This is a genomic window from Pseudomonas sp. Leaf59, from assembly GCF_920984685.1.
Taxonomy (GTDB): Bacteria; Pseudomonadota; Gammaproteobacteria; order Pseudomonadales; family Pseudomonadaceae; genus Aquipseudomonas.
In genome coordinates this window covers 89,911-112,075 of the sequence record NZ_CAKLBR010000005.1, presented here as the reverse complement: position 1 = coordinate 112,075, position 22,165 = coordinate 89,911, and the positions used below count along the sequence as shown (strand labels likewise).

At 57.1% G+C, this 22,165-nt stretch carries 21 protein-coding genes; 7 read left to right on the top strand and 14 right to left on the bottom strand.

Annotation, left to right across the window (positions count from 1 at the left end):
• Positions 1–131: 131 nt before the first annotated feature.
• Genes LUB09_RS07450 through LUB09_RS07440 form a run of 3 tightly spaced genes read right to left on the bottom strand, consistent with a single transcriptional unit; the run spans position 132 to position 3,549 of the window.
• Positions 132–1,091 carry a plasmid partitioning protein RepB C-terminal domain-containing protein gene (locus LUB09_RS07450; RefSeq protein WP_231422227.1) on the bottom strand — a complete coding sequence of 320 codons (960 nt, stop codon included), beginning with the start codon at positions 1,089–1,091 and terminating at the stop codon, positions 132–134.
• Positions 1,091–1,996 (bottom strand): plasmid partitioning protein RepB C-terminal domain-containing protein, encoded by a 906-nt coding sequence (locus LUB09_RS07445; RefSeq protein WP_231422225.1) that lies wholly within the window; start codon positions 1,994–1,996, stop codon positions 1,091–1,093. The genes LUB09_RS07450 and LUB09_RS07445 overlap by 1 nt, the downstream gene beginning before the upstream one ends.
• Positions 1,993–3,549, bottom strand: a complete 1,557-nt coding sequence (locus LUB09_RS07440) for a recombinase family protein (protein WP_269325483.1) — start codon at positions 3,547–3,549, stop codon at positions 1,993–1,995. The genes LUB09_RS07445 and LUB09_RS07440 overlap by 4 nt, the downstream gene beginning before the upstream one ends.
• Before the next feature lie 338 nt (positions 3,550–3,887).
• Between LUB09_RS07440 and LUB09_RS07435 the strand changes: the two genes are divergently transcribed.
• Positions 3,888–4,916, top strand: coding sequence for a beta family protein (locus LUB09_RS07435; protein ID WP_231422222.1), 1,029 nt, complete (start codon positions 3,888–3,890; stop codon positions 4,914–4,916).
• A gap of 156 nt (positions 4,917–5,072) precedes the next feature.
• On the opposite strand, the gene LUB09_RS07430 is transcribed toward LUB09_RS07435, so the two are convergent.
• On the bottom strand, positions 5,073–5,726 hold the full coding sequence (locus tag LUB09_RS07430; protein ID WP_231422221.1) for a sce7726 family protein: 654 nt from the start codon (positions 5,724–5,726) through the stop codon (positions 5,073–5,075).
• Between the two features lie 116 nt (positions 5,727–5,842).
• Between LUB09_RS07430 and LUB09_RS07425 the strand changes: the two genes are divergently transcribed.
• Genes LUB09_RS07425 through LUB09_RS07415 form a run of 3 tightly spaced genes read left to right on the top strand, consistent with a single transcriptional unit; the run spans position 5,843 to position 7,880 of the window.
• Entirely contained in the window at positions 5,843–6,178 is a 336-nt protein-coding gene (locus LUB09_RS07425) for a hypothetical protein (RefSeq protein WP_146135659.1), read from the top strand.
• A 30-nt stretch (positions 6,179–6,208) separates the two neighbouring features.
• Positions 6,209–7,246, top strand: a complete 1,038-nt coding sequence (locus LUB09_RS07420; protein WP_231422220.1) for an ImmA/IrrE family metallo-endopeptidase — start codon at positions 6,209–6,211, stop codon at positions 7,244–7,246.
• A gap of 7 nt (positions 7,247–7,253) precedes the next feature.
• Entirely contained in the window at positions 7,254–7,880 is a 627-nt protein-coding gene (locus tag LUB09_RS07415; protein WP_231422218.1) for a hypothetical protein, read from the top strand.
• 436 nt (positions 7,881–8,316) lie between these two features.
• Here LUB09_RS07415 and LUB09_RS07410 read toward each other — a convergent pair whose 3' ends face one another.
• Both LUB09_RS07410 and LUB09_RS07405 read right to left on the bottom strand, forming a co-directional pair.
• Positions 8,317–8,664: a hypothetical protein gene (locus tag LUB09_RS07410; RefSeq protein WP_106111362.1), complete on the bottom strand. Its 348-nt coding sequence runs from the start codon at positions 8,662–8,664 to the stop codon at positions 8,317–8,319.
• A 470-nt stretch (positions 8,665–9,134) separates the two neighbouring features.
• Positions 9,135–9,857 (bottom strand): response regulator transcription factor, encoded by a 723-nt coding sequence (locus tag LUB09_RS07405; RefSeq protein WP_231422216.1) that lies wholly within the window; start codon positions 9,855–9,857, stop codon positions 9,135–9,137.
• Between the two features lie 301 nt (positions 9,858–10,158).
• On the opposite strand from LUB09_RS07405, the gene LUB09_RS07400 reads away from it, so the two are divergent.
• Positions 10,159–11,883, top strand: a complete 1,725-nt coding sequence (locus LUB09_RS07400; protein WP_442964095.1) for an ATP-binding protein — start codon at positions 10,159–10,161, stop codon at positions 11,881–11,883.
• Between the two features lie 178 nt (positions 11,884–12,061).
• On the opposite strand, the gene LUB09_RS07395 is transcribed toward LUB09_RS07400, so the two are convergent.
• The 4 genes from LUB09_RS07395 to glyQ all read right to left on the bottom strand — a co-directional run bounded on the left by LUB09_RS07395 (position 12,062) and on the right by glyQ (position 16,461).
• Positions 12,062–12,832: a lysophospholipid acyltransferase family protein gene (locus LUB09_RS07395; protein WP_209986693.1), complete on the bottom strand. Its 771-nt coding sequence runs from the start codon at positions 12,830–12,832 to the stop codon at positions 12,062–12,064.
• Positions 12,833–12,917: 85 nt separating this feature from the next.
• The gene (gene gmhB, locus LUB09_RS07390) at positions 12,918–13,457 is read right to left on the bottom strand and encodes a D-glycero-beta-D-manno-heptose 1,7-bisphosphate 7-phosphatase (protein ID WP_231422321.1); all 540 of its coding nucleotides are present in this window, start codon (positions 13,455–13,457) and stop codon (positions 12,918–12,920) included.
• Positions 13,457–15,511 (bottom strand): glycine--tRNA ligase subunit beta, encoded by a 2,055-nt coding sequence (gene glyS / locus LUB09_RS07385; RefSeq protein WP_209986696.1) that lies wholly within the window; start codon positions 15,509–15,511, stop codon positions 13,457–13,459. The genes gmhB and glyS overlap by 1 nt, the downstream gene beginning before the upstream one ends.
• On the bottom strand, positions 15,508–16,461 hold the full coding sequence (gene glyQ / locus LUB09_RS07380; RefSeq protein ID WP_003213601.1) for a glycine--tRNA ligase subunit alpha: 954 nt from the start codon (positions 16,459–16,461) through the stop codon (positions 15,508–15,510). Before glyQ ends, glyS begins: the two co-directional genes overlap by 4 nt.
• Positions 16,462–16,542: 81 nt before the next feature.
• On the opposite strand from glyQ, the gene LUB09_RS07375 reads away from it, so the two are divergent.
• Both LUB09_RS07375 and LUB09_RS07370 read left to right on the top strand, forming a co-directional pair.
• A complete protein-coding gene (locus LUB09_RS07375; RefSeq protein ID WP_209986699.1) occupies positions 16,543–17,100 on the top strand; it encodes a DNA-3-methyladenine glycosylase I in 558 nt (185 codons plus the stop codon).
• A 40-nt stretch (positions 17,101–17,140) separates the two neighbouring features.
• Entirely contained in the window at positions 17,141–18,028 is an 888-nt protein-coding gene (locus LUB09_RS07370) for a lysophospholipid acyltransferase (RefSeq protein WP_209986702.1), read from the top strand.
• A 122-nt stretch (positions 18,029–18,150) separates the two neighbouring features.
• Here the strand turns inward: LUB09_RS07370 and LUB09_RS07365 are convergent, their stop codons facing one another.
• From LUB09_RS07365 to fmt, 4 genes are read right to left on the bottom strand one after another with little or no spacing between them, the layout of a single operon-like run.
• Positions 18,151–18,462, bottom strand: coding sequence for a hypothetical protein (locus tag LUB09_RS07365; protein WP_209986705.1), 312 nt, complete (start codon positions 18,460–18,462; stop codon positions 18,151–18,153).
• Between the two features lie 18 nt (positions 18,463–18,480).
• Positions 18,481–19,854, bottom strand: a complete 1,374-nt coding sequence (gene trkA, locus LUB09_RS07360) for a Trk system potassium transporter TrkA (protein WP_209986708.1) — start codon at positions 19,852–19,854, stop codon at positions 18,481–18,483.
• Between the two features lie 22 nt (positions 19,855–19,876).
• Positions 19,877–21,187 carry a 16S rRNA (cytosine(967)-C(5))-methyltransferase RsmB gene (gene rsmB / locus LUB09_RS07355; RefSeq protein WP_231422214.1) on the bottom strand — a complete coding sequence of 437 codons (1,311 nt, stop codon included), beginning with the start codon at positions 21,185–21,187 and terminating at the stop codon, positions 19,877–19,879.
• On the bottom strand, positions 21,184–22,137 hold the full coding sequence (gene fmt / locus LUB09_RS07350) for a methionyl-tRNA formyltransferase (protein ID WP_231422213.1): 954 nt from the start codon (positions 22,135–22,137) through the stop codon (positions 21,184–21,186). The genes rsmB and fmt overlap by 4 nt, the downstream gene beginning before the upstream one ends.
• Between the last annotated feature and the right edge of the window lie 28 nt (positions 22,138–22,165).

The window sequence follows — 22,165 nt, the reverse complement described above, 5'->3', positions numbered from 1 at the left end:
TGGCAAGCAATGAGCAGTGTGTTGACGCCGATACCGAATTGACCCACCTGCTGACGCAAGACTGAGTAGGCCACAAAAATCTAGCGATTTCGCCTAGTCGGGTTTAGCAGTAAGCCTACCAACTGAACTGCCTAAGCATGCTCCTTTAGGGCTGAGCTTGATTCGTCACTTCCCCAGGGGAGCTCCTTCAGCTCGGCGATCGATTGAAATTCTTTCAGATATTCAGGTTGATGTCTGGCCAGCCACCGAACGACCGCTGCGTTGGCGAGAAGCTTAGCTAGGTAGCCTTTGATGACCGTGAGATGTAGTACGTCAGGTCCGTAGCTCTCCTCCACTGTTTTGATTTGCATCTGCAAGGCGGCGAGCTCACGCTCTAGGCGAGCAATTGACTCCGCAGAGATCTGCTGATCAGGTTGGAGGGTTCTAGGTACTACTAACTGATCTGATGGGGTGGCAGCCAAAAGTGCTTTAGCGAGCAGGACAGAAAGATTTTTATTTCCAATCATTAATTCAGCCGCTTCGATTTGCCTCAATGGTTTCATCTGCCGCAGAAGATGGAATACGTTTGCAGGGCAGTCTGTGTCACCCAGGAGCGATACAGCTTCTGCGCAAATGCCATTTAATAAGCGAAATTTTTGCTTGATTGTCTCCGGTGCCAATCCAAGCGCTTTGCCAAGCCGCTCCGCAGAGACCCCACGCTCCATCGCCCGCACTATCATTTTGTTACTCTGGACGGCAGATAATCTGTTGGTGCGCTTGTTATATGAGTAGGTGTCATCGTCTGTTGCTACGAGGCAATCGACTTCCAATTCACCTAAATCCTTGAGCGCTTCAATTCGCAGGTGGCCGTCAACCAAAAAGTAATGTCCGGCGCGGCCAGGTACTGGTGTTACAGCAGGTGGTTCCACCAGTCCAACGTCCTGGATTGACGCGAGGATTTGCTGGTACTTGAGGCTTTCTTTCACCGCGGACCGAGAGATTTTAAGCGGCAGGATATTGGCTACTTTGACTCGAACGCACTCATCTAAAAAAGCATTTTTTAGAGAGTGAGTCGACTGAGGGGCCGCGGTTTCGAGCGATTTCTCAGACATCAGAGTCCCCCATTGCGAAGCCGAGTTTGTATCAGCTTGGGTATCGAATTCAGTTGTTCTGTAGAAAGAAGCTTTTCGAAATCACTAACTGCTAAGAGTTCTTTAATCGCCTGAATGGAGAAAATGACTCGCTCATGGGTAAAAGCAGCCTTCTTCACCATCAGGCGCTGCCGCTCGGCTTCTCGTTCGAATAGTTTTCTTAAGTCTGCGGGTGTCAGCCTTTTCTTCTTATTCTGGCTATCACGACCCAGCGGGCTTCCCCGCACCAGTTTGTCTTTCTTGGCACGTAGCTCTAAAAGGTGACGCAGCTTGGTAATCTTCTTTCCTTTTATTCCACGCTCGTAGGCGTCAGTAAGGAGGTTTTGAATGTCGCTTTCACTGCTACGGGCGATATCAACTGCCATGCTTAGCGGTATCAAGCCTGTCTCGACTGCTGACAGGAGTTTTTCTTCACCGCGTTCAAGTAGACCAACAATCATGCTGACCCAAGAGGCTGTGCTGCCAATTACTATTGCGATCGCCTCATCAGTTTTGCCCCGCTCTTTCAAGCGCCCGACTTCGTTCATAAGGTCTATCGGCCTATGCTGCCTTCGAGCTACGTTCTCCACCAGGCTCATGACCAAGCAGTCTTCTTCCACGGCATCAATCACAAACGCTGGAATTTCTGTGGCTTCTAGTGCAAGAAATGCTTCGAGACGGCCTTGTCCACACACAAGGTCGTAGCTGATCTGCCCCTGAGGCGTGGCTTTGAGACTTACGGTAATGGGACGCTTGAGTCCTACCGTTTTTATGTTTTCTATAAGCTCGCGGTGAACCTTCTTGTTCCTCGTGCGAGGATTGAGGATGTGGATATGTGATATTGGAATTAGTGCGACGCGATCACGCGAGGTAGATGGGACAGTCATTGACGTGCCTCCTTCAGCGAGCAACGCGCAGCAAGTCCATTAAGTACGTCCAGCGTTGCAAAACGGTAACTGTCTATTAAAGGGCTGTTTTCTTCGGACATTTTTCGCGGCCACGCCCCCATATCCATACTGGGGATGAGGTAATAGTCCCTCACTTGTAGATTTTCGTGCTCCATGCGCACCGCGATGGTGATGTCGGGTGTCAGGCTGTTTTCAAACCGGAGCTTCCAGCGAAGAGTACCTGCCAGCGTGGATTGGCAGCGCGCGATGACCACAGATGCTGTCCATTCATCGTTAATTGTCAGTAGGTCACTCTGAATATTGAGCTCGACTCCGGCACCCACATGCTTGAAGTGTTTAACAACATCTTCAAGAACCTGCGGATGGAGCTGCCTCAGTGAGCGATTGATCTCCAAATACCTATAGTCTCGTTCTGGTGTGTAGCCGATGAGCGTATAGGCACGTAAAAGGCCGCCGAAGCGATTTATATAGGTCGTGCTGGAGGGCATGTTGTCTTGGTCATCGATGAGCATCCCGGACAATGAGCCCGCCCGCCGTAACAGGGTGCGAAGCAGTTCTAGCAGTTGTGCATCGTCCAAGCGGCGTGAGCGTTGCAAAATGATTTCGCGAACGGCGGCGAAAACCTCCAGTGAGACAATTCCCTGGAATGCCCCATCACATCGAACCCACTTTTCGGGTGGGTTGCGGCTGATACGTTTACGTAGCTTGGAGGACGTTTTGTTGTAGACGTTGTTACCTATGTATTTCTCGTTGGTCAGCACTTGGTGCACGCTACCTCTACTCCAAGGGCGCTCGAAATCGGTGATCAGCCCTTCGGCGTTCAGTGCATCGGCAATTTCGCGCTCACTCATCCCGTTGTGGATGAACTGGTGATAGATGTGTTGAACCACCTCGATTTCGGTTTCGGGTCCTGGAATTAAGATAACCCGGTCGGTCTGGAGACTTTTCTGTTGGCCTCGCGACAGTTCTGCCTTGAATTCGCTTTTCTCATCGATCAAAGCGCGGCGCAATCCATATCCTGCCGGGCCGCCTTGATGAAAACCTTTTTCAACGAGGCGGCACTGACCAGCGAAGACTTTTTGGGAAAGCTCTCGGCTGTACTCCCCCGCCATGGATCGTTTGATGCCTTTGTAAATCGTTGCTAGAGGCGAGCCGTCGTTTTCAAATGGCTCTGCGCAATACACCACGTTGATGCCGGAGCTGGTGCAAAGGTATTCATAGTGGGCACTCTCGTCCGTGTTCTGAAAGCGTCCCCAACGACTGACGTCATAGACAAGAATCACCTGATACTGGGTATGTCCGGTCTGGACGTCGTCAAGTAATCTGCGCAAAGCATCACGGCCGCCGATATCTAAGCCACTTTTCCCGTCGTCTTGGTAAGTTGTGACGATTTTCATGCCATGGTTCATGGCGTAAGCATGGATGGCTGCTGATTGGTTTTCCGTGGAGTAGCGTTGGTGATCAGTAGACATGCGAACGTACTCCGCAGCTGGCACCAAGCTGTCAGAGCAGTCAGTTGAATCTGTACGCATGGACGGAGAGGACAAGTAGGCCTCCTCTAGGCCAGAGAAGGCTGGCCCATTCAATTCAGATTAGCGATGTGTTGTGACGAGATGGTGACGAGTGTTGGGGTCTGGTTGAAGCGCGGGTAAGCGAGCCTTCGGTGACGTAAACCAGCAAGAGGGCGGAGCCGCTTGCCAGCGACAGAGTGGGCTATAGGGGGCTTTTGTCGTCGTGATTGATTCGCAGTGCAATTCAACTGTCACAAGAATTAGATTCGGGGGCCAGCAATAGACGATCTGACGATGGCAATGGTTGGCGCGCCGTGATATTCCTTTGCCACCAAGGTGCACCAAGGAGCGGTAATAGCATGGCGATAAATTTCCCTGACCATCCCCCGTATATTCCCATCATTAAATGGCAATCCTACGAACAGAAGGCGCTTAAAAAGATAGCTTCCGACGTAGGGAGGCACGTGCTTCCTTGCATAGAAGTCAGAGATTCCGCCCAACACATTAATCTCTTGGGCGCTTTTCATGGCACGTGGGGCAGTTCGGCGATGGTCGATTATGCCGATCCTAAAGGGGTTTTGACGGCGAACAGAAAGCGTGAGTTTCATGACTTTCTGGCCTCGGCCAACGGGCTGGGCCTCCCGATCGTTCCTGTGTTCAATCCTTACGATGTACCAGGGCTTGGTGTACCACTCCAGACTTTGGCAGCCTCTTTTGGTGAAGCGGCACTGCGCTTACGGGTAGCTGCGCTATCAATCACCGCTGATCACTTGGCCAATGTTACGACGGCATACAACGTCCTATCTGCTCATGGATTGCGTATGAGTTTGATCATCGATCTCGGTGTCGCTCCGCAAACATGGACAAACGCAGATACTCAACGGTTTTCCACCGAGTTGTCGCAGTTTCAACAGCTAGGCTTCACCAGCATCCATGTCGCATCCGGTGCCTATCCTGAAAGCCTAGCGGCGGTAAAAACAGGGGTAGGTGTTTTTAACCGGCGAGATTGGTCGTTCTGGAGTGACCTCAATGCCACAGCTCCTGGCATGAAAATCGGCTTCAGCGATTACGGTGTTCTTTCTCCCGTTTGGACAGAAGAGGCATTAACGCGGCGAGGCGCACGAGTGGCAATCCGTTATACGCGGAATAATGACTGGCTCATTCTCCGTGCCGACGGTAAGAAAAAAACGGACTCTGTCGCTATTTCTGAAATCATGGTCAACGCTTATGCGGCTGATTTTAAAGGACCGACATATTCATTTGGTGACGAGCTCTTGGCTGAGCGCGCAGACCCCACTGTGCTGCTTACCAAGAAACGCTGTGGTCATTACCACATCACGGAAGGTTGGAGTCATCACATTGCGGTAGTGGTCAAGGAGCAGTACTGACCTGGCATACACGGCGGGAAGATCAATACGTTTAGCGCATTCCCTGAGAGCTAAGACTGCGCTGTCGCGCTGTGGTCTGATTGCTAACTCGTGCCTGCCGGAAGCTTTCCGCGCAGAGGGTGAGTTCTTTACATATCGAAGGAGGGTCCCCTCCTTTTAGATAGAAAGAGTGCGGGCTTTTTCGTACAGATCGGCAGGGCTCAGATCCGTTGCGAGGTTTTCGAGCTCGACGATCAGCTCTTCTCGGCAGTGGATAGATTGAGAAAGGCCGACGCGCTTAAGAAGATACTCTCGAACATGTTGCCGTAATTCATCAAGGCTCAGGATCTGGGCGATATGGGCTTGAATCTGGTAAAGGCTTTTACTTTTCCATCCCCGTAGCTGGCCAAGTTTATCGAGGAGGTGAAGAGCCTCATCACGCTTGAGCAGTGTGGCGAGTACATCAGGTTCGTGCCGCTTGTTGGGTTTGGCTGAGCGGATTTGTTTGAATTTGTCTGTGGTTTCGTCCGGTAGGACGAGAATTCCCCACCAAGAGGGAAGAATCGGCAGGGCTTTCTTCAAATGTCGTTCTGCCGTTACCAGCGTAACTCGATCGAAAACTCGTGCGTAACGAGCCCCCTGACCAATCAAACGTTTGAGGGTGTCCGCTTCGCTTTTGATTTCATAGCAGTGCATATCCATCACGTGCACGAGATCGGCACGTATCTCACCGCCGCTTAACTCAACCTCTTCAAGGAATGAACCAGGAAGATTTTCCGGCAAATTATTGAGGTGCAGTGCCAGAGCTCGTTTTATCTCGGCTTCGCGCATTTCATGTCCCAGGATTTGGCAGGGCGCCAAAAAAGCGGGTCAGCATAACCCAATTAGCGATTTTTGATTGATACCTGAGCATCTTCAGGTTTATGCCAATATGCTAATATTGTTGCATGAATATGCATAAACCTACAGCGCAGGTAGTCTCAGAGCTTCAGAAATTCTTTGCTGACCAAGGTGTGACATCCAGTGCCGGCATAGCTAAGCTCACAGGAATTTCTCAGTCTCAGATCTATCGCAATCTGTTCGGTCAACCCAAGAGACTGACGAAAACCATCCGTCAGCTATGCATTTATGCGAATGTTTCAATTGTGGTTGATCCCGTCAATCCTGCAACTTCCCAGGTCCTGATGGATGCCCTAGGTGTTATCTGGGACGGGAGTGAAGAACACGCTCGTCGCTTAGCGGACCTGCTTTTCGCCCATCGTCGAGCGAGTATGGGAAAATGATTTTCGAAAAATGCGTTATAGGAGGATGCAATGCGTGAGGCCACGACTCCAATAACGGTGAAATCTGCGTTTGATAGCTTGAAAGCAGCTGGATACCCACGTCCCTATGTAGAGAAACTGTTGCCTGATTGGTGGGATAACAGTCTTTTCAAAACGAGTGCGGGCGCTTTCCAGTTCGCGATGATCTTGAAGCAGCGGTTGGGTCTGAACGTTCAGTTTGGTCAAGACGGAGCGCTGGAGATCCAAATGTCAGCGCCACAGGCGCGCTACAAACGGCGTAGTGACACCCATGAAGAAGAATTGAACATAGCTGCCAGCTTGGGCATAGCTCTAGCGAGGCTAGCAATTTTCTGCACGTCTATACCGTATGAACCGCCACAAGCAGATCCATTGGCTATTCGTGCGCTGGTGCTGTCTGAGTCGAAAAAAACCTTTGTCGATTTTGAGGGGCTTTTGGACTTATGTTGGTTCTGTGGGATTCCAGTTCTGTTTTTAAAAGGAATGCCAAAAAACACAAAACGTATGACCGGAATGACGGTGAACGTAGACGGTCGACCTGCAATCATTTTGGGCTTCAATACCGCTCAGCACTCCAGGCAGCTCTTTGTTTTGGCCCACGAGTTGGCTCACATTCTATGCGGCCACCTTGAGGATAATGGTGTCCTTATTGATGAGGACATTTCTGGTGTTACCGATACCCTCCTGGGCAGCCAGGTGGTTCGAAAGGATGGCGAAGAGCGTGAGGCTGATGCATTTGCTCTCGCTTTATTGAGAAACGGGCACCCCAACCCCGTACGTGAAATGGGTCGTCCAGATTCTGCTGCGACGCTCGCATCGAGCGCGATGTCGGTTGGTCGAGCGCACGCGATTGATCCGGGTCATCTGATTCTTTCTTACGCCAAGGAGCATGATGACTGGGCCAGAGCCAACCAAGCGCTCAACTTTATGCCCAACCCGATTAGTGCCATTGAGCTTGTGGAGCAAAAATTCAGGGCTAACACGGTCTTAGAATCGCTGAGCGAAGAAAACCAGGAACATGTTTTGTTCATCCAAGGATTTGGGGGGTAAGTATTCCTTGTACTTACTCGACAGCGACGTGGCCCGCAAAATCTGCCAATACCATCTGCTAAATGAGCTGGCTATGGCTCTGGGATGCGGGCTTGAAGGATTCGCTGTCCTCCCTCAGCTTCGATTCCAACTCAAGTTGGCCAACCCGGCTTCCGCTTTATCCAGATTGGGCTCGGTTGAAGCGTTTGAACTCGCCAACCAATTGATCGCCGCTGCATCGGAAGTAATCGTGGTAGCTGATACTGCGAATCCCATACTCGGCTTGAATCGACCTGATTTGGATTCTGGAGAAGCCGCGTTGTTTGCTGCGCTGCATGAAGCCGAAGAGGATTCAGTAATCAGTGGCGACAAGAGAGCATTCGTCGCTCTCGCCCAGGTTGACGGTGAGCCTCTGATCGATGCGCTTTGGGCCCGTATGATTTGCCTTGAGGAAGCGATGTTTCTGATTTTGGAATGTGTGGGCCTCGCCGTTGTGTCGGAAAAAATCCGAGCGAGACCTGAGGTTGACACTGCATTGAGCATCATTTTTGGGCGGGCTGCGCCAAATGACTACGCATGCGTCAGAACAGGGCTCGAAAGCTATATGGAAAATCTCCGTTCCTCCACAGGTGGAAAGTACATTTCCACCATATGACGATCGAGCGTAAGTTTCGGGAGACTTGGTTCTCGATTTTTTGAGCCAAGGAATCCTTCTACGGCTAGCCCATCAGAATTGGATGAGCGGAGCAGGAAGCTACCTGAACCAGTGATACGCTCACCGCTCAGCAATAGGAGTAGCGAATGGCTCGGTACCGTCAAAATCACGATCAGCATTCAGAGCAGGTAGCCTCCGCTAGGTCTTCGGTTGATCAAAAGCGATACAAGTTGGTTGATCTGATGAAGCAATGTGATTTCGATTTACCTGAATCACCTGAAATCGTGCTTTGGCGTGACGCTCCCGCTGTCGGAGCGGAGGTCGTGCCGGAAGTGGGTCGAGGGTGACTGAGCCCTCTGACTGGCATGGCATCTAACCTCTCGGGAAACAATGACCAGTTGGCCCTGGGAGGTAGCGCTGGTCATTTCGTCATTACTCAGTTCAGGGGAAGCTTCTCGCGATCGAGGCCACCTGCCTTCTTCCACGCTTCAAAGCGATGGGTTGCTGCACCGAAGCTGATCTCCATTTCCGCACCAACGGCATACCGACTCTTTCCGGCATCAAAAAGCCGGTAGCACACCTCAATGCCACGATCGGTCAGCTTGCCGCTCTCGAACTTATTGGCGGGATTGCGAGGATCGAGCTCAGGGATATCGGAAGCATCGGGGACAGGCGCCAATAGCGTTTTCAGGTTGGCAAATCCAGTCATCACGCGCTCTAAACCTGCGGTGATGTTATCGATGGCATCGCCAACTGCTTTTGGATCGTAATGGGTGGTGTTCATCTCGCTGTACTCTCTTTGTGTAGGTAGGTTACCTAAGGAGGAGCATTTATAGCCGGCCTCTGCACGAACCGCAAGAGCTTTCTGTAGGCTACCTACAGAAAGAGAAAGGAGGAGATTGGAGCGACGGCAGTCACGAGTATCTTGAGGCTGACCCAGTCATTGCGCACAACTCTGATTGACAGAACAGCCTAGCAGGCGCCACGCGCCTCTCGCGGCATCACCTCCCGCGCCCTGTTCCACGTGCAACCAGCTATTGTGTGAAACATGTAGGCTTTTCTCATTTATTAAGTGAATTCCGGCCAGTGGACTCACCAAATAAATGATTCTCTACCAGCGTTTGCTGGAGGTCTTGAAGCAATTATTTTGTGAACCTACATCAGGCAAACCCGTACGAAAAAGGCCAACGCTCAGCGTTGGCCTTTTTTATTACCTCGTCTTTACCAAATGCTCCACGTGGAACATCCCGATTTTTACCCTTCAGACGCCACGCCCACACTCTCCAACCGATACCCATACCCGTAGATCGTCAACAGTTGCCACCCGCGATCCGCCGTCAGCCCCAGCTTGTTTCTCAGGCGATAGATGTGTGTGTCCAATGGCCGTGACGACACCATCTCTTCATGCGTCCAGAACCGCTCATACAAGTATTCGCGGGATAACGGCCGTGCCAGGTTAGCGAACAAGCAGTTGGCCAGACGGTACTCACGTTCGGTCAGGTTGATGGGCTTACCCGCTCGGGTCACGGTGAGTTGGGCGTCGTCAAAAGTCAGGTCGTTAAAGCTTTGCACCTCAGGCGTCGCGGATTTTTGCAGGCCATGGCGGCGCAGCACGGCGGTGACTCGAGCTTTAAGCTCATTGGGGCGAAAGGGCTTGCTCAGGTAGTCATCGGCACCGCTGTTTAGCGCGGCGACGATATCGCTCTCGGCATCGCGGCTGGTAAGCATGATTACCGCAGGCGGTGATTCCATGTGTTCACGGGTCCAGCGCAGCAGTGCAATACCGGTGATATCGGGCAATTGCCAGTCGAGTATCAACAGATCGAAGTTTTCCCGACGCAGTTGGCGCAGCAGTTCTTCTCCCCGCTCGAAGCAATGCACAGACCACGGCTGGTCCGATGGCCGGGGGATCTGTCGCAGTGTCTGTTCCACCCGGCGTAACTCAGCGGGCTCGTCATCCAATATCGCGACACGCATGGTGTGGGTCCCTTCACAAGAAATACAGCAACTGACGGCCCCACACAAACAGGGGCACATACTGCGCAGATACCGGACGTTGAATCTGAATAATTGTGGTCAGATTGAACGGCCCTCAGCTTCTGGCGATACGCTGCTTCAAGGACTAAATCCTCGAGCGCGTGTAGGAAAGATACCGACTACTGCTGGCAAGTAAAAGGTTAGGCCGACACATTATCGGGAGGGTTCGATACGCCCGTATCGAATAGCCTATTCAGTGAACTGGAAATACGTTTCACTGGGTTCAAATCACGCCCACTTGTTGGCTTGCGACGAGCATGGCCTGGAAGGAGAAACCGAGGTCTATGACATTCCTTATCACACGCCTGCCACCTATATGCCGGCCTGCGGTGGCCAACCGATGAAGCTATGGGGCCAGCCGGAAAAGCGCCAACCCACCCACGCCCAACGCTTGTTCAACGGCCTGGTTCGCGAGTGGCTTTGGATAGGCCTACTGTTGTTGCCTCTCACAGCCTATCTATCCCTTAACCCATTCCTTGCCCTCGACAATCCGTTGTATGACGGCCTTCGCAGGCTCGCCGCGCTGTCCTCTGCCGACATGCAGATTCAGGCCGACGTACTGGGTGGTCTGCTGCGTGGGCGCACTATCGCGCAGGTGCCCGGTTGGCTGGCAGCACTGATGTCGACCTCGCTGGTGGCCTTGCTGCTCGGTCTATTGCTCTACCGGCCGCGATACGCGTCGTGGATGACGCTGGGTTGCATGACCACTGCAGTGTTTGGCTCATTGGCCCTGTTGCGCATGGGCCATTGGTGGTCGCCTGGCGCCTGCCTGATTGGATTGCTGCTCAGCTACCTGATCTGGAATTGGCGCCGTTTGAGTGCGGTGCTCGCCTATTTCGGCTGGGAGCTGGCGCGCCTGGATGATGAACCCAAAGTGCTGCCGGAACGCCGCCGCGCGCCTGCCAGTAAGGGGGATGTGTTGCAGGGACGGATCTTTGCGCTCGAGCAGGCCGTCAGCCGTACGCGTGACACCCGCCGCTTCATGGCCGATGGCCTGGAGTGTTTGCCGGTGGCGACACTGATTACTGATCCGCGGGGCAGTATCCTACTGGCCAACCGCATTGCCCGGGAAGTATTCGGCAATGAGCTGGTGAGCCACAATTTGCTTGAGCAACTGGCGGACCTGGGTTACCCGCCCCTGCACAATGGCGTGCGCCCTGCCCTTTCGGCGCTCGAGCTCGTTGAGTTTCGCGATATCCACCAACGCAGCTTGCGAATGGAGATTGCGCCTTTGCTACCTGCAGAAGGTGATGTCGCCCTGGGTTGGTTGCTGAGCCTGACCGACCTGAGCAAAGAACGCGAGGCCCAGCAGCACCGGGAAACCATGCTGCGCTTCCTGTCCCATGACCTGCGTGCGCCCCATTCGGCGATTCTTGCGCTGCTGGATATACACAGCGGTGGTTCCCCGGTATTCGCCCAGATCGAGCAACAGGTGCGACGCGCCCTGAACCTCACTGAGTCATTTGTTCAGTTGGCCAAAGCCGAGGCCGATGGTTATCACTTCCAGCCGACCCTGTTCGCGATGCTGGTGATGGATGCGTTCGATCAAGTGGCAGTGATCGCTCAACTCAAGGGCATCCACCTGCTCCATGACCTGGACGAGGCTGACGACGGCATGGTGTCAGCCGATCAATCGCTGCTTACCCGGGCGTTGTTCAACGTGCTGGAGAACGCGATCAAATATTCTCCTTCCGGCACCACCGTAAGATTGCGCCACAGTAGCACTCGGGGCTGGCTGGAATGCCATATCAGCGATCAGGGTGCAGGTATCGCGGCCGAAGATTTGCCCGAGCTGTTCAGCCAGTACCGGCGCTTCGAGTCCGCTCAGGGCAGTGAGGGCCTCGGTTTGGGACTGACCATGGTCAGGGCGGTCGTTGAACGGCATAAAGGGCATATCAGTTGCGAAAGTACCCTTGGCAAAGGCACTACCTTCAGTCTGCGTCTTCCCCTGCTGGATGACTGCTGAGACAGCTTTTGTCCTGTGCATAAAAAACCGGTCACAAGGACCGGTTTTTTAATGCCGAAAAAACTTATGCACGTTTTTCGATTTTTTATTGGCTGGTGAAATATGTATATAAATCAGATATTTATATGCATAAAAAGCCGATTAGCCAACAAACCGTACACAGGTTATCCACAGAACCTCATATCACTGGCGTATCCACCACGATGGGCTCGGGTGGCAACGAACCCATTGCCCTCTGTTGCGCCTGGTTCCACGCCTGCGCACGCTCATTCAGCGCCGCAATGGCACGCGGGCCCTCGCCTTCGGCATACATCGGTTCACCGATCACTACGGTGATAGTGCCTGGGCGTTTGGCCCAGCCAGTTTTCGGCCAGAACTTGCCGGCGTTATGCGCAATCGGCAGCACCGGCAGGTTGGCGTTGACCGCCAGCGCGGTACCACCGCGTGAAAATTTGCCCACGGTGCCATAGGGCACGCGAGTGCCTTCGGGGAAGATCAGCACCCACACACCGTCCTTGAGCAGCTCATCACCTTTTTTGGCCACATGTTTGAGCGCGGCCTTGGGATTGTCGCGATCGATGGCGATCGGACGCAGCATCGCCATCGCCCACCCAAAGAACGGTACGTAGAGCAACTCACGCTTGAGCACCTGACTCAACGGCGAGAAGTACGCCGACAGGAAGAAAGTCTCCCATGTGCTCTGGTGGTTCGACAGAATCACGCAAGGCTGATCCGGCACATTCTCTGCGCCCTTGACCTCGAAACGGATGTTCAGGAACACCTTGGACAGCCACAACGCGCAGCGGCACCAATAGACGTTGATGAAGCGGTAGCGCGCCTTGAATGGCAGGAAAGGCGCGATAAAAAAGCTCAGGGTGCACCAGAGAAAGGAACTGGTGCCCAACAGCAGGTAAAAGAAAAAGGTTCTGATGGCCTGCAAAATCGACATGGCGGCATTTACCGTTGCGGGACACGGCCCGCCTGTTTAAAGCGCACTCCCGAACAGTCCTTGGCCAGGAAGTCGAGGGCTGCTGCTAGTTGTTGATAAGTTCTGCGGCAACCGCCGCCAGATCGTCAAAAATCAAGGTGCCTACCGGCAGGTTTTTCGCCTGGGTCTTTTCGCCTTTCCCGGTCTTCACCAAAACTGGCTGAGAGTCGACGGCCTTGGCCGCCTCCAGGTCACCGAGGCTGTCCCCGACGAACCATATCCCAGCCAACGGTACCTTGTAATGTTCTGCAATGATTTTCAACATGCCAGGCTTGGGTTTGCGGCAGTCGCAGCCCTCGTCCGGCCCGTGGGGGCAGTACACCACCAGCCCCACCTCACCGCCCTGCTCGGCCACCAACGTGCGCAGGCGCGCGTGCATGGCGTCCAGGGTGGCAATGTCGTAATAGCCGCGGGCGATGCCGGACTGGTTGGTGGCGATTGCCACCGTCCAGCCGGCCTTGCTCAACTGCGCGATGGCCTCGATCGAGCCGGGCAGTGGTATCCATTCAGCCAACGACTTGATGTAAGCGTCGGAGTCGTAATTGATCACCCCGTCCCGATCGAGAATCAGCAGTTTCAACATGATCAGCCCAGTACGGAAATGTCAGCGATGTTGATAAACAGTCCACGCAGACGCGCCAGCATGGCGTAGCGGTTTTTCCGCACGCCGGCATCTTCGGCATTGATCATCACCGCTTCGAAGAACGCATCCACCGGCTCACGCAGGGTGGCCAGACGCGCAAGCGCTTCGGCGTAGTTGCGTTCGGCGATCAGCGGCTTCACCGCGTTTTCTGCCTTGGCGATGGCCGAGTTCAGCGAGAACTCCTTGGCATCGGCAAACAGGCCCGGGTCGACTTCGGCGGTGCCGAGGTTGTCGGCCTTGCCCAGTAGATTGGACACACGCTTGTTCACGGCGGCCAGGGCATTGGCTTCGGGCAACTTGCGGAAGGCCTGTACGGCTTGCACACGCTGATCGAAGTCCAGTGCCGAACCTGGTTGAAGGGCACGCACCGACAGGTACACGGAAACGTCCACGCCTTCGTCTTCGTAACGCGCACGCAGGCGGTCGAACACGAACTCCAGCACTTGCTCGGCCAGACCAGCCTGCTTGACCTTGGCGCCGAACTGGCCGACAGCAAACACCACGGCCTGAGTCAGGTCGAGGTCCAGCTTCTTGTCGATCAGGATACGCAGCACGCCCAGGGCAGCACGGCGCAGGGCATACGGGTCTTTGCTGCCGGTGGGCAGCATGCCGATACCGAAGATACCGACGAGGGTGTCCAGCTTGTCGGCGATGGCCACGGCCGCACCGGTGAGGGTGGTTGGCAGTTCGGCGCCAGCACCGCGCGGCATGTACTGCTCGTTCAATGCCAGCGCCACATCGCCCGGCTCGCCGTCGTTGAGGGCGTAGTAGTAACCCGCCACGCCTTGCATCTCAGGGAACTCGCCGACCATCTCGGTGGCCAGGTCGCACTTGGACAGCAGGCCGGCACGCGCCGCCCAGGCTGCATCGCCGCCAATGCGCTGGGCAATGTAGGCCGCCAGTTTGGAAACGCGCACGGCCTTGTCGTAGACGCTGCCGAGTTTTTCCTGGAACACCACGTTCTGCAGGCGCAGGTTGAAGTCTTCGAGCTTCTGCTTCTTGTCTTGCTTGAAGAAGAATTCGGCGTCGGTCAGGCGCGGGCGGACGACTTTCTCGTTGCCGGCGATGATCTGCTGCGGGTCCGTACTTTCGATATTGGCTACGGTGATAAAGCGCGGCAGCAATTTGCCGTCCGCATCCAGCAGGCAGAAATACTTCTGGTTGTCCTGCATGGTGGTGATCAGCGCTTCCTGTGGCACATCGAGGAAACGTTCCTCGAACGAGCACACCAGCGGCACCGGCCATTCCACCAGCGCGGTCACTTCGTCGAGCAGGCCTGGCGGCACGATGGCGGTGCCTTCCTGCAGGCGGGCCAGCTCTTCGGTGCGCTTGCTGATCAGTTCGCGACGCTCATTGGCGTCTGCCAGCACGTAGGCGGCACGCAGGTCAGTGGCGTAGTTGGCCGGCGAGGTGATGCGCACGGCTTCAGGATGGTGGAAGCGATGACCACGGGAATCACGGCCTGCCTTCTGGGCGAGGATCGTGCAGTCGATGACCTGGTCACCGAGCAGCATCACCAGCCACTGGGTTGGGCGCACGAACTCTTCCTTGCGCGCCCCCCAGCGCATGCGCTTGGGAATCGGCAGGTCATTCAGGGAATCTTCAACGATGGTCGGCAACAGGCTGGCGGTCGGCTTGCCGGTGATCACCTGGCTGAACCGCAGTTTCGGGCCGCTCTGGTCGATCTCGCTCAGCTCGACGCCACACTTCTTGGCAAACCCGAGGGCCGCTTGAGTCGGATTGCCTTCAGCATCGAAAGCCGCCTGACGCGGTGGGCCGTCCAGATTGATGCTACGGTCCGGCTGCTGGGTTTCCAGCGCGGTCAGCAACACGGCCAGACGGCGCGGCGCGGCATAGACCTTCTTCGCTTCAAACTTCAGGCCGGCGCTTTGCAGGCCTTTTTCGATACCAGCCAGGAATGCATCGGCCAGGGTGTTGAGTGCCTTGGGTGGCAGCTCTTCGGTGCCCAGTTCAACCAAAAAATCTTGAGCACTCATTGTGCAGCCTCCAGCTTAGCCAACACTTCATCACGCAGGTCCGGGGTAGCCATCGGGAAGCCCAGCTTGGCGCGAGCCAGCAGGTAGGCTTGGGCGACGGAACGCGCCAGGGTGCGCACACGCAGGATGTATTGCTGGCGCGCGGTCACCGAGATGGCACGGCGGGCGTCCAGCAGGTTGAAGGTGTGGGACGCCTTCAACACCATTTCATAGCTTGGCAATGGCAGCGGCTGGTCGAGTTCGATCAGGCGCTTGGCTTCGCTTTCATAGAAGTCGAACAGTTCGAACAGCTTCTCGACGTTGGCGTGTTCGAAGTTGTAGGTGGACTGCTCCACTTCGTTCTGGTGGAACACGTCGCCGTAGGTCACCTTGCCGAACGGGCCGTCTGCCCACACCAGGTCGTAGACCGAGTCCACGCCTTGCAGGTACATGGCCAGGCGCTCGAGGCCGTAGGTGATTTCGCCGGTGACCGGGTAGCATTCGATGCCGCCGGCCTGCTGGAAGTAGGTGAACTGCGTCACTTCCATGCCGTTGAGCCAGACTTCCCAGCCCAGGCCCCAGGCGCCCAGGGTTGGCGACTCCCAGTTGTCTTCGACGAAACGGATGTCGTGCACCAGTGGGTCCAGGCCCACATGCTTGAGCGAGCCCAGGTACAGTTCCTGAAAGTTGTCCGGGTTCGGCTTCAACACCACCTGGAACTGGTAGTAGTGCTGCAGACGGTTCGGATTTTCGCCGTAGCGGCCGTCAGTCGGGCGACGACTGGGCTGCACATAAGCGGCGTTCCAGGTTTCCGGGCCAATGGCCCGCAGGAAGGTGGCGGTGTGGAAAGTGCCGGCGCCTACTTCCATATCGTAGGGCTGAAGTACCACACAACCTTGCTCGGCCCAGTATTGCTGGAGGGCGAGGATCAAGTCTTGGAAGGTACGCACGGCTGGCGTAGGCTGGCTCACGAAATTCACCTGTTACTTGGGCTGCGATTTAAAGAGCGGGAGTATACCCGATTCGGCCGCGCCACCATCCCCTGGAGCCTTATGCCACGCTGCTTTTGGTGTTCTGAAGATCCGCTGTACATGGCTTATCACGATCAGGAGTGGGGAACGCCGCTGCGCGATGCGCAGGGCTTGTTCGAGTTGCTTTTGCTCGAAGGGTTCCAGGCGGGCTTGTCCTGGATCACGGTTTTACGCAAGCGTGAACACTACCGAAAGGTGTTGTTCGGCTTTGACGCGCAGCGTTTGGCGCAGTTGAGCGATGCTGAAATCGACACGCTGATGCTCGACCCGGGCATTGTGCGCAACCGTCTCAAGCTCAACGCCACCCGGCGCAATGCCGCGGCCTGGCTGGCGCTGGAAGACCCGGTGCAGTGGTTGTGGTCGTTTGTCGACGGCGCGCCCAAGGTCAATCATTTCAAGGACCGCAGTGAGGTCCCGGCGATTACGCCGCAGGCCGAAGCCATGAGCAAAGCCTTGAAGAAAGCCGGTTTCACCTTTGTCGGCCCGACCATCTGCTACGCGTTCATGCAGGCCTCGGGCATGGTCATGGACCACACCGTGGACTGCGACCGTTACGCGGACCTGGCCAACGCCGGTTAGAATGCCGGCTTTGCGCACCACACACGATCAGGAGTGACCTGTGGAAAAGTTTAAAGGCGCCTTGCTGGTAGGCGCTCTGCGATTGTTTGCCCTGCTGCCCTGGCGCGCTGTCCAGGCTGTCGGCACGGCCATTGGCTGGATCATGTGGAAAACCCCCAACCGCTCCCGCGACACGGTGCGGATCAACCTCGCCAAGTGCTTCCCGGCCATGGACCCCGCCGAGCGCGAGCAACTGGTGGGCCGCAGCCTCATGGACATCGGCAAGTCCCTCACCGAAAGTGCCTGCGCCTGGATCTGGCCGGCGCAGCGCTCCATCGATCTGGTGCGGGAGGTCGAGGGCCTGGAGGTGCTGCACCAGGCGCTGGCGTCGGGCAAAGGCGTGGTCGGCATCACCAGCCACCTGGGCAACTGGGAAGTGCTCAATCACTTCTATTGCAGCCAATGCAAACCGATCATTTTCTATCGTCCGCCCAAGCTCAAGGCGGTGGATGAACTGCTGCGCAAACAGCGCGTACAGCTGGGCAACCGCGTGGCGGCGTCGACCAAGGAAGGCATTCTCAGCGTGATCAAGGAAGTGCGTAAAGGCGGCCAGGTGGGTATCCCTGCGGACCCTGAGCCGGCGGAATCGGCCGGGATTTTCGTGCCGTTCTTCGCCACCCAGGCGCTGACCAGCAAGTTCGTGCCGAACATGCTGGCAGGCCACAAAGCGGTGGGCGTGTTCCTGCACGCCCTGCGCCTGCCGGATGGCTCGGGCTACAAAGTGATCCTGGAAGCGGCGCCCGAAGACATGTACAGCACCGACACCGCCACGTCCTGCGCGGCGATGAGCAAAGTGGTGGAGCGTTATGTCGGCGCCTACCCGAGCCAGTACATGTGGAGCATGAAGCGCTTCAAGAAACGCCCGCCGGGTGAAGCGCGCTGGTATTGACTCAAGGTAGGTACAAAACCAGTGTGGGAGGGGGCTTGCTCCCGATGGCGGTCTGTCAGCTAGCCATAGATTGGCTGACACCCCGCTATCGGGAGCAAGCCCCCTCCCACATTGGGTTCAGGTTAAATCTGGCGGTCGAGTTTCTTCAGGAACACCGTCATCTCTTTTTCGGCCTGCTTGTCGCCATGGGCCTGGGCCGCTTCGATGCCCTTCTCCCACGCCAGCCGCGCTGCAGCGCTATCACCCAAGCCTGCATGGGCCTTGCCCAACAACTTCCACGCCGCTGAATACTTTGGATCGAACTCAACGCATTTATGCAGATGCTCAGCCGCGCGGGCGTTGTCCTTCAAGTCCAGATAACCCTTGCCCAAGCCAAAGCGCAGCAGTGAATTATCCACGCCCTTGGCGAGCATTTTTTCCAGGGATTCGAGCATCGCAGCCACTCCGTTCGATCAGAAAAAACTCAAGCCCACGTGGAACAGCTTCTCCACGTCACGGATATGTTTTTTATCCACAAGGAAAAGGATGACGTGGTCGCCGCTGGCAATCACCGTGTCGTCGTGGGCAATCAGCACTTCCTCGTCGCGAATGATCGCGCCAATGGTGGTGCCCGGCGGCAGGCCGATATCGCGGATGGCCTTGCCGATCACCTTGCTGGACTTCGAATCACCGTGGGCAATCGCCTCGATGGCCTCTGCCGCGCCACGGCGCAGGGAGTGCACGCTGACGATGTCGCCACGGCGCACATGGGCCAGCAAGGTGCCAATGGTTGCCAGTTGCGGGCTGATCGCAATGTCGATATCGCCGCCCTGAATCAGGTCGACATACGCTGGGTTGTTGATGATGGTCATCACCTTCTTGGCGCCCAGCCGCTTGGCCAGCAGCGAAGACATGATGTTGGCCTCGTCATCGTTGGTCAGTGCCAGGAAGATATCGGCGTCGGCGATGTTCTCTTCCATCAGCAGGTCTCGGTCCGAGGCGCTGCCTTGCAGCACGACGGTGCTGTCGAGGGTGTCGGACAAATGCCGGCAGCGCGCCGGGCTCATCTCGATGATCTTGACCTGGTAGCGGCTCTCGATGGCCTCGGCCAGGCGCTCACCAATCTGCCCGCCACCGGCAATCACGATGCGCTTGTAGGTCTCATCCAGCCGCCGCATTTCGCTCATCACGGCACGAATATTCGCCTTGGCCGCGATGAAAAACACCTCGTCGTCGGCCTCGATCACGGTGTCGCCCTGGGGCAGAATCGGCCGGTCGCGGCGGAAAATCGCGGCCACGCGGGTGTCCACATTGGGCATGTGCTCGCGTAACTGACGCAGTTGCTGGCCGACCAGCGGCCCGCCGTAGTAGGCCTTCACGGCTACCAGCTGCGCTTTGCCGCCGGCGAAGTCGATCACCTGCAGGGCGCCGGGAATTTCGATCAGACGCTTGATGTAGTGGGTGACCACCTGTTCCGGACTGATCAGCACGTCTACCGGAATCGCGTCATTGTCGAACAGGCCGGCGCGGGTCAGGTAGGCCGCTTCGCGCACGCGGGCGATCTTGGTTGGCGTGTGGAACAGGGTGTGGGCGACCTGGCAGGCGACCATATTGGTTTCGTCGCTGTTGGTCACGGCCACGAGCATGTCGGCATCGTCGGCACCGGCCTGACGCAGCACCGTCGGGAACGACGCACGCCCTTGCACCGTGCGAATGTCCAGGCGGTCGCCGAGGTTGCGCAGGCGCTCGGCGTCGGTGTCGACCACGGTGATGTCGTTGGCTTCGCTGGCCAAATGTTCGGCCAGGCTGCCACCCACCTGCCCTGCCCCGAGGATGATGATTTTCATCCGGTCACTCCCTTAAAACCGTTCAGCCGCGCGCGGCGGCGATCTTGATCAGTTTGGCGTAGTAGAAGCCATCGTGTCCGCCTTCCTGCGCGAGCAGTTGACGGCCATGGGGCTGCTTGATGCCGGCCGTGGTGGCCAGGTCCAGTTCGCGCGCACCGCTGGTGCGCGCGAGGAAGGCCTGGATGACCTCGGTGTTTTCGGTCGGCAACGTGGAGCATGTGGCGTAGAGCAGAATGCCGCCCACTTCCAGGGTCGGCCACAGCGCGTCGAGCAATTGGCCTTGCAGCACGGCCAGGGCAGCAATGTCGTCAGCTTGGCGGGTGAGCTTGATATCCGGGTGACGGCGGATCACACCGGTGGCCGAGCATGGCGCATCGAGCAGGATGCGCTGGAACGGCTTGCCGTCCCACCAGGTGGCGGTGTCACGGCCATCGGCGGCAATCAGCTCGGCGCTCAGGCCCAGACGCGCGAGGTTTTCCCGCACGCGCACCAGGCGCTTGGCTTCGAGGTCCACCGCGACGACACCGGCCAGATCCTTTTCAACTTCCAGGATGTGACAGGTCTTGCCGCCGGGGGCGCAACAGGCGTCGAGCACGCGTTGGCCGGGGGCGAGGTCGAGCAGGTCGGCGGCCAGTTGCGCGGCTTCATCCTGCACGCTGATCCAGCCGTCGGCGAAGCCCGGCAGGCTGCGTACATCGGCAGCCGCTTCGAGCACGATGCCATCGATGCTGTACACACAGGCGGCGGCTGCAATGCCGGCATCGGTCAGCAACTGCAAATAGGCGTCACGGCGGTGATGGCGACGGTTAACCCGCAGGATCATCGGCGGGTGTGCATTGTTGGCGGCGCAAATGGCTTCCCAGTGCTCGGGCCAGAACGCCTTGAGGGATTTTTGCAGCCAGCGCGGGTGGGCGGTGCGCACCACCGGGTCGTGCTCAAGCTCGGCCAGCAGCGTTTCGCTTTCACGCTGTGCGCGGCGCAGCACGGCGTTGAGCAGCGCCTTGGCCCAGGGTTTTTTCAGCTTGTCGGCGCAACCGACGGTTTCGCCGATGGCGGCGTGGGCCGGCACACGGGTGTACAGCAGTTGATAAAGGCCCACCAACAGCAGCGCCTCCACGTCCGCATCGGCAGCCTTGAACGGCTTTTGCAGCAGTCTGGCCGCCAACGCGGACAAACGCGGCTGCCAGCGGGCGGTGCCAAAGGCCAGGTCCTGGGTGAAGCCGCGGTCGCGGTCTTCCACCTTGTCCAACTGGGTCGGCAGAGAACTGTTCAGCGAAGCCTTGCCGTTGAGGACGGCGGCCAGGGCCTTGGCGGCGGCCAGACGTGGGTTCATTGCGCGGCCACCCCAAGGAGGGTGCCCAGGGAAAATTTCTCACGGCGGCTGTTGAACAAATCACTGAAGTTCAGCGCCTTGCCACCGGGCAGTTGCAGACGGTTCAGGCACAGCGCCTGTTCACCGCACGCGACCACCAGACCGTCCTTGCTGGCGCCGATGATTTCACCCGGCGCGCCCTCGCCTTCGGCCAGGGAAGCGGCCAGCACTTTCAAAGCCTCGCCATTGAGCGTGCTGTGGCAGATCGGCCACGGGTTGAACGCACGCACCAGGCGCTCCAGTTCCACGGCCGGGCGGCTCCAGTCGATGCGCGCTTCGTCTTTGTTCAGCTTGTGGGCGTAGGTGGCCAGGCTGTCGTCCTGCACGTCGCCTTGCAGGCTGCCGTCGGCGAGGCCGGCGATGGCCTGGATCACGGCGGGCGGACCCAGTTCGGCGAGGCGGTCGTGCAGGCTGCCACCAGTGTCTTCGCCGGTGATGGGGGTGGTGACCTTGAGCAGCATCGGGCCGGTGTCCAGGCCTGCCTCCATGCGCATCACGGTGACGCCGCTTTCGCTGTCACCGGCTTCTACGGCGCGCTGGATCGGCGCCGCACCGCGCCAGCGTGGCAGCAGCGACGCGTGGCTGTTGATGCAGCCCAGGCGTGGGATATCCAGCACGATCTGCGGCAGGATCAGGCCGTAGGCCACGACCACCAGCAGGTCGGGCTTGAGCGCGGCCAGTTCGGCCTGGGCCTCGGCGTTGCGCAAAGTCGGCGGTTGCAGCACGGGAATGTTGTGCTCAAGTGCCAGTTGCTTGACCGGGCTCGGCATCAGTTTTTGCCCGCGACCGGCCGGGCGATCCGGCTGGGTGTACACCGCGACGATCGCGTGAGGGCTGGCAAGCAGCGCCTTCAAGTGTTCGGCGGCAAATTCGGGTGTACCGGCAAAAACAATGCGCAGTGGCTCGGTCATGGGAGGTCTCGGTTAAAAACAGTCACAA

Coding starts and splice junctions, on each gene's coding strand:
- LUB09_RS07425 (WP_146135659.1), top strand. CDS start 5,843: ATGAATATGCATAAACCTACAGCGCAGGTAGTCTCAGAGCTTCAGAAA.
- fmt (WP_231422213.1), bottom strand. CDS start 22,137: ATGACCGAGCCACTGCGCATTGTTTTTGCCGGTACACCCGAATTTGCC.
- LUB09_RS07365 (WP_209986705.1), bottom strand. CDS start 18,462: ATGCTCGAATCCCTGGAAAAAATGCTCGCCAAGGGCGTGGATAATTCA.
- trkA (WP_209986708.1), bottom strand. CDS start 19,854: ATGAAAATCATCATCCTCGGGGCAGGGCAGGTGGGTGGCAGCCTGGCC.
- rsmB (WP_231422214.1), bottom strand. CDS start 21,187: ATGAACCCACGTCTGGCCGCCGCCAAGGCCCTGGCCGCCGTCCTCAAC.
- LUB09_RS07430 (WP_231422221.1), bottom strand. CDS start 5,726: ATGCGCGAAGCCGAGATAAAACGAGCTCTGGCACTGCACCTCAATAAT.
- LUB09_RS07375 (WP_209986699.1), top strand. CDS start 16,543: ATGCCACGCTGCTTTTGGTGTTCTGAAGATCCGCTGTACATGGCTTAT.
- LUB09_RS07395 (WP_209986693.1), bottom strand. CDS start 12,832: ATGTCGATTTTGCAGGCCATCAGAACCTTTTTCTTTTACCTGCTGTTG.
- LUB09_RS07405 (WP_231422216.1), bottom strand. CDS start 9,857: ATGCGTGTCGCGATATTGGATGACGAGCCCGCTGAGTTACGCCGGGTG.
- glyS (WP_209986696.1), bottom strand. CDS start 15,511: ATGAGTGCTCAAGATTTTTTGGTTGAACTGGGCACCGAAGAGCTGCCA.
- LUB09_RS07445 (WP_231422225.1), bottom strand. CDS start 1,996: ATGACTGTCCCATCTACCTCGCGTGATCGCGTCGCACTAATTCCAATA.
- LUB09_RS07435 (WP_231422222.1), top strand. CDS start 3,888: ATGGCGATAAATTTCCCTGACCATCCCCCGTATATTCCCATCATTAAA.
- LUB09_RS07410 (WP_106111362.1), bottom strand. CDS start 8,664: ATGAACACCACCCATTACGATCCAAAAGCAGTTGGCGATGCCATCGAT.
- LUB09_RS07440 (WP_269325483.1), bottom strand. CDS start 3,549: ATGCGTACAGATTCAACTGACTGCTCTGACAGCTTGGTGCCAGCTGCG.
- LUB09_RS07420 (WP_231422220.1), top strand. CDS start 6,209: ATGCGTGAGGCCACGACTCCAATAACGGTGAAATCTGCGTTTGATAGC.
- LUB09_RS07450 (WP_231422227.1), bottom strand. CDS start 1,091: ATGTCTGAGAAATCGCTCGAAACCGCGGCCCCTCAGTCGACTCACTCT.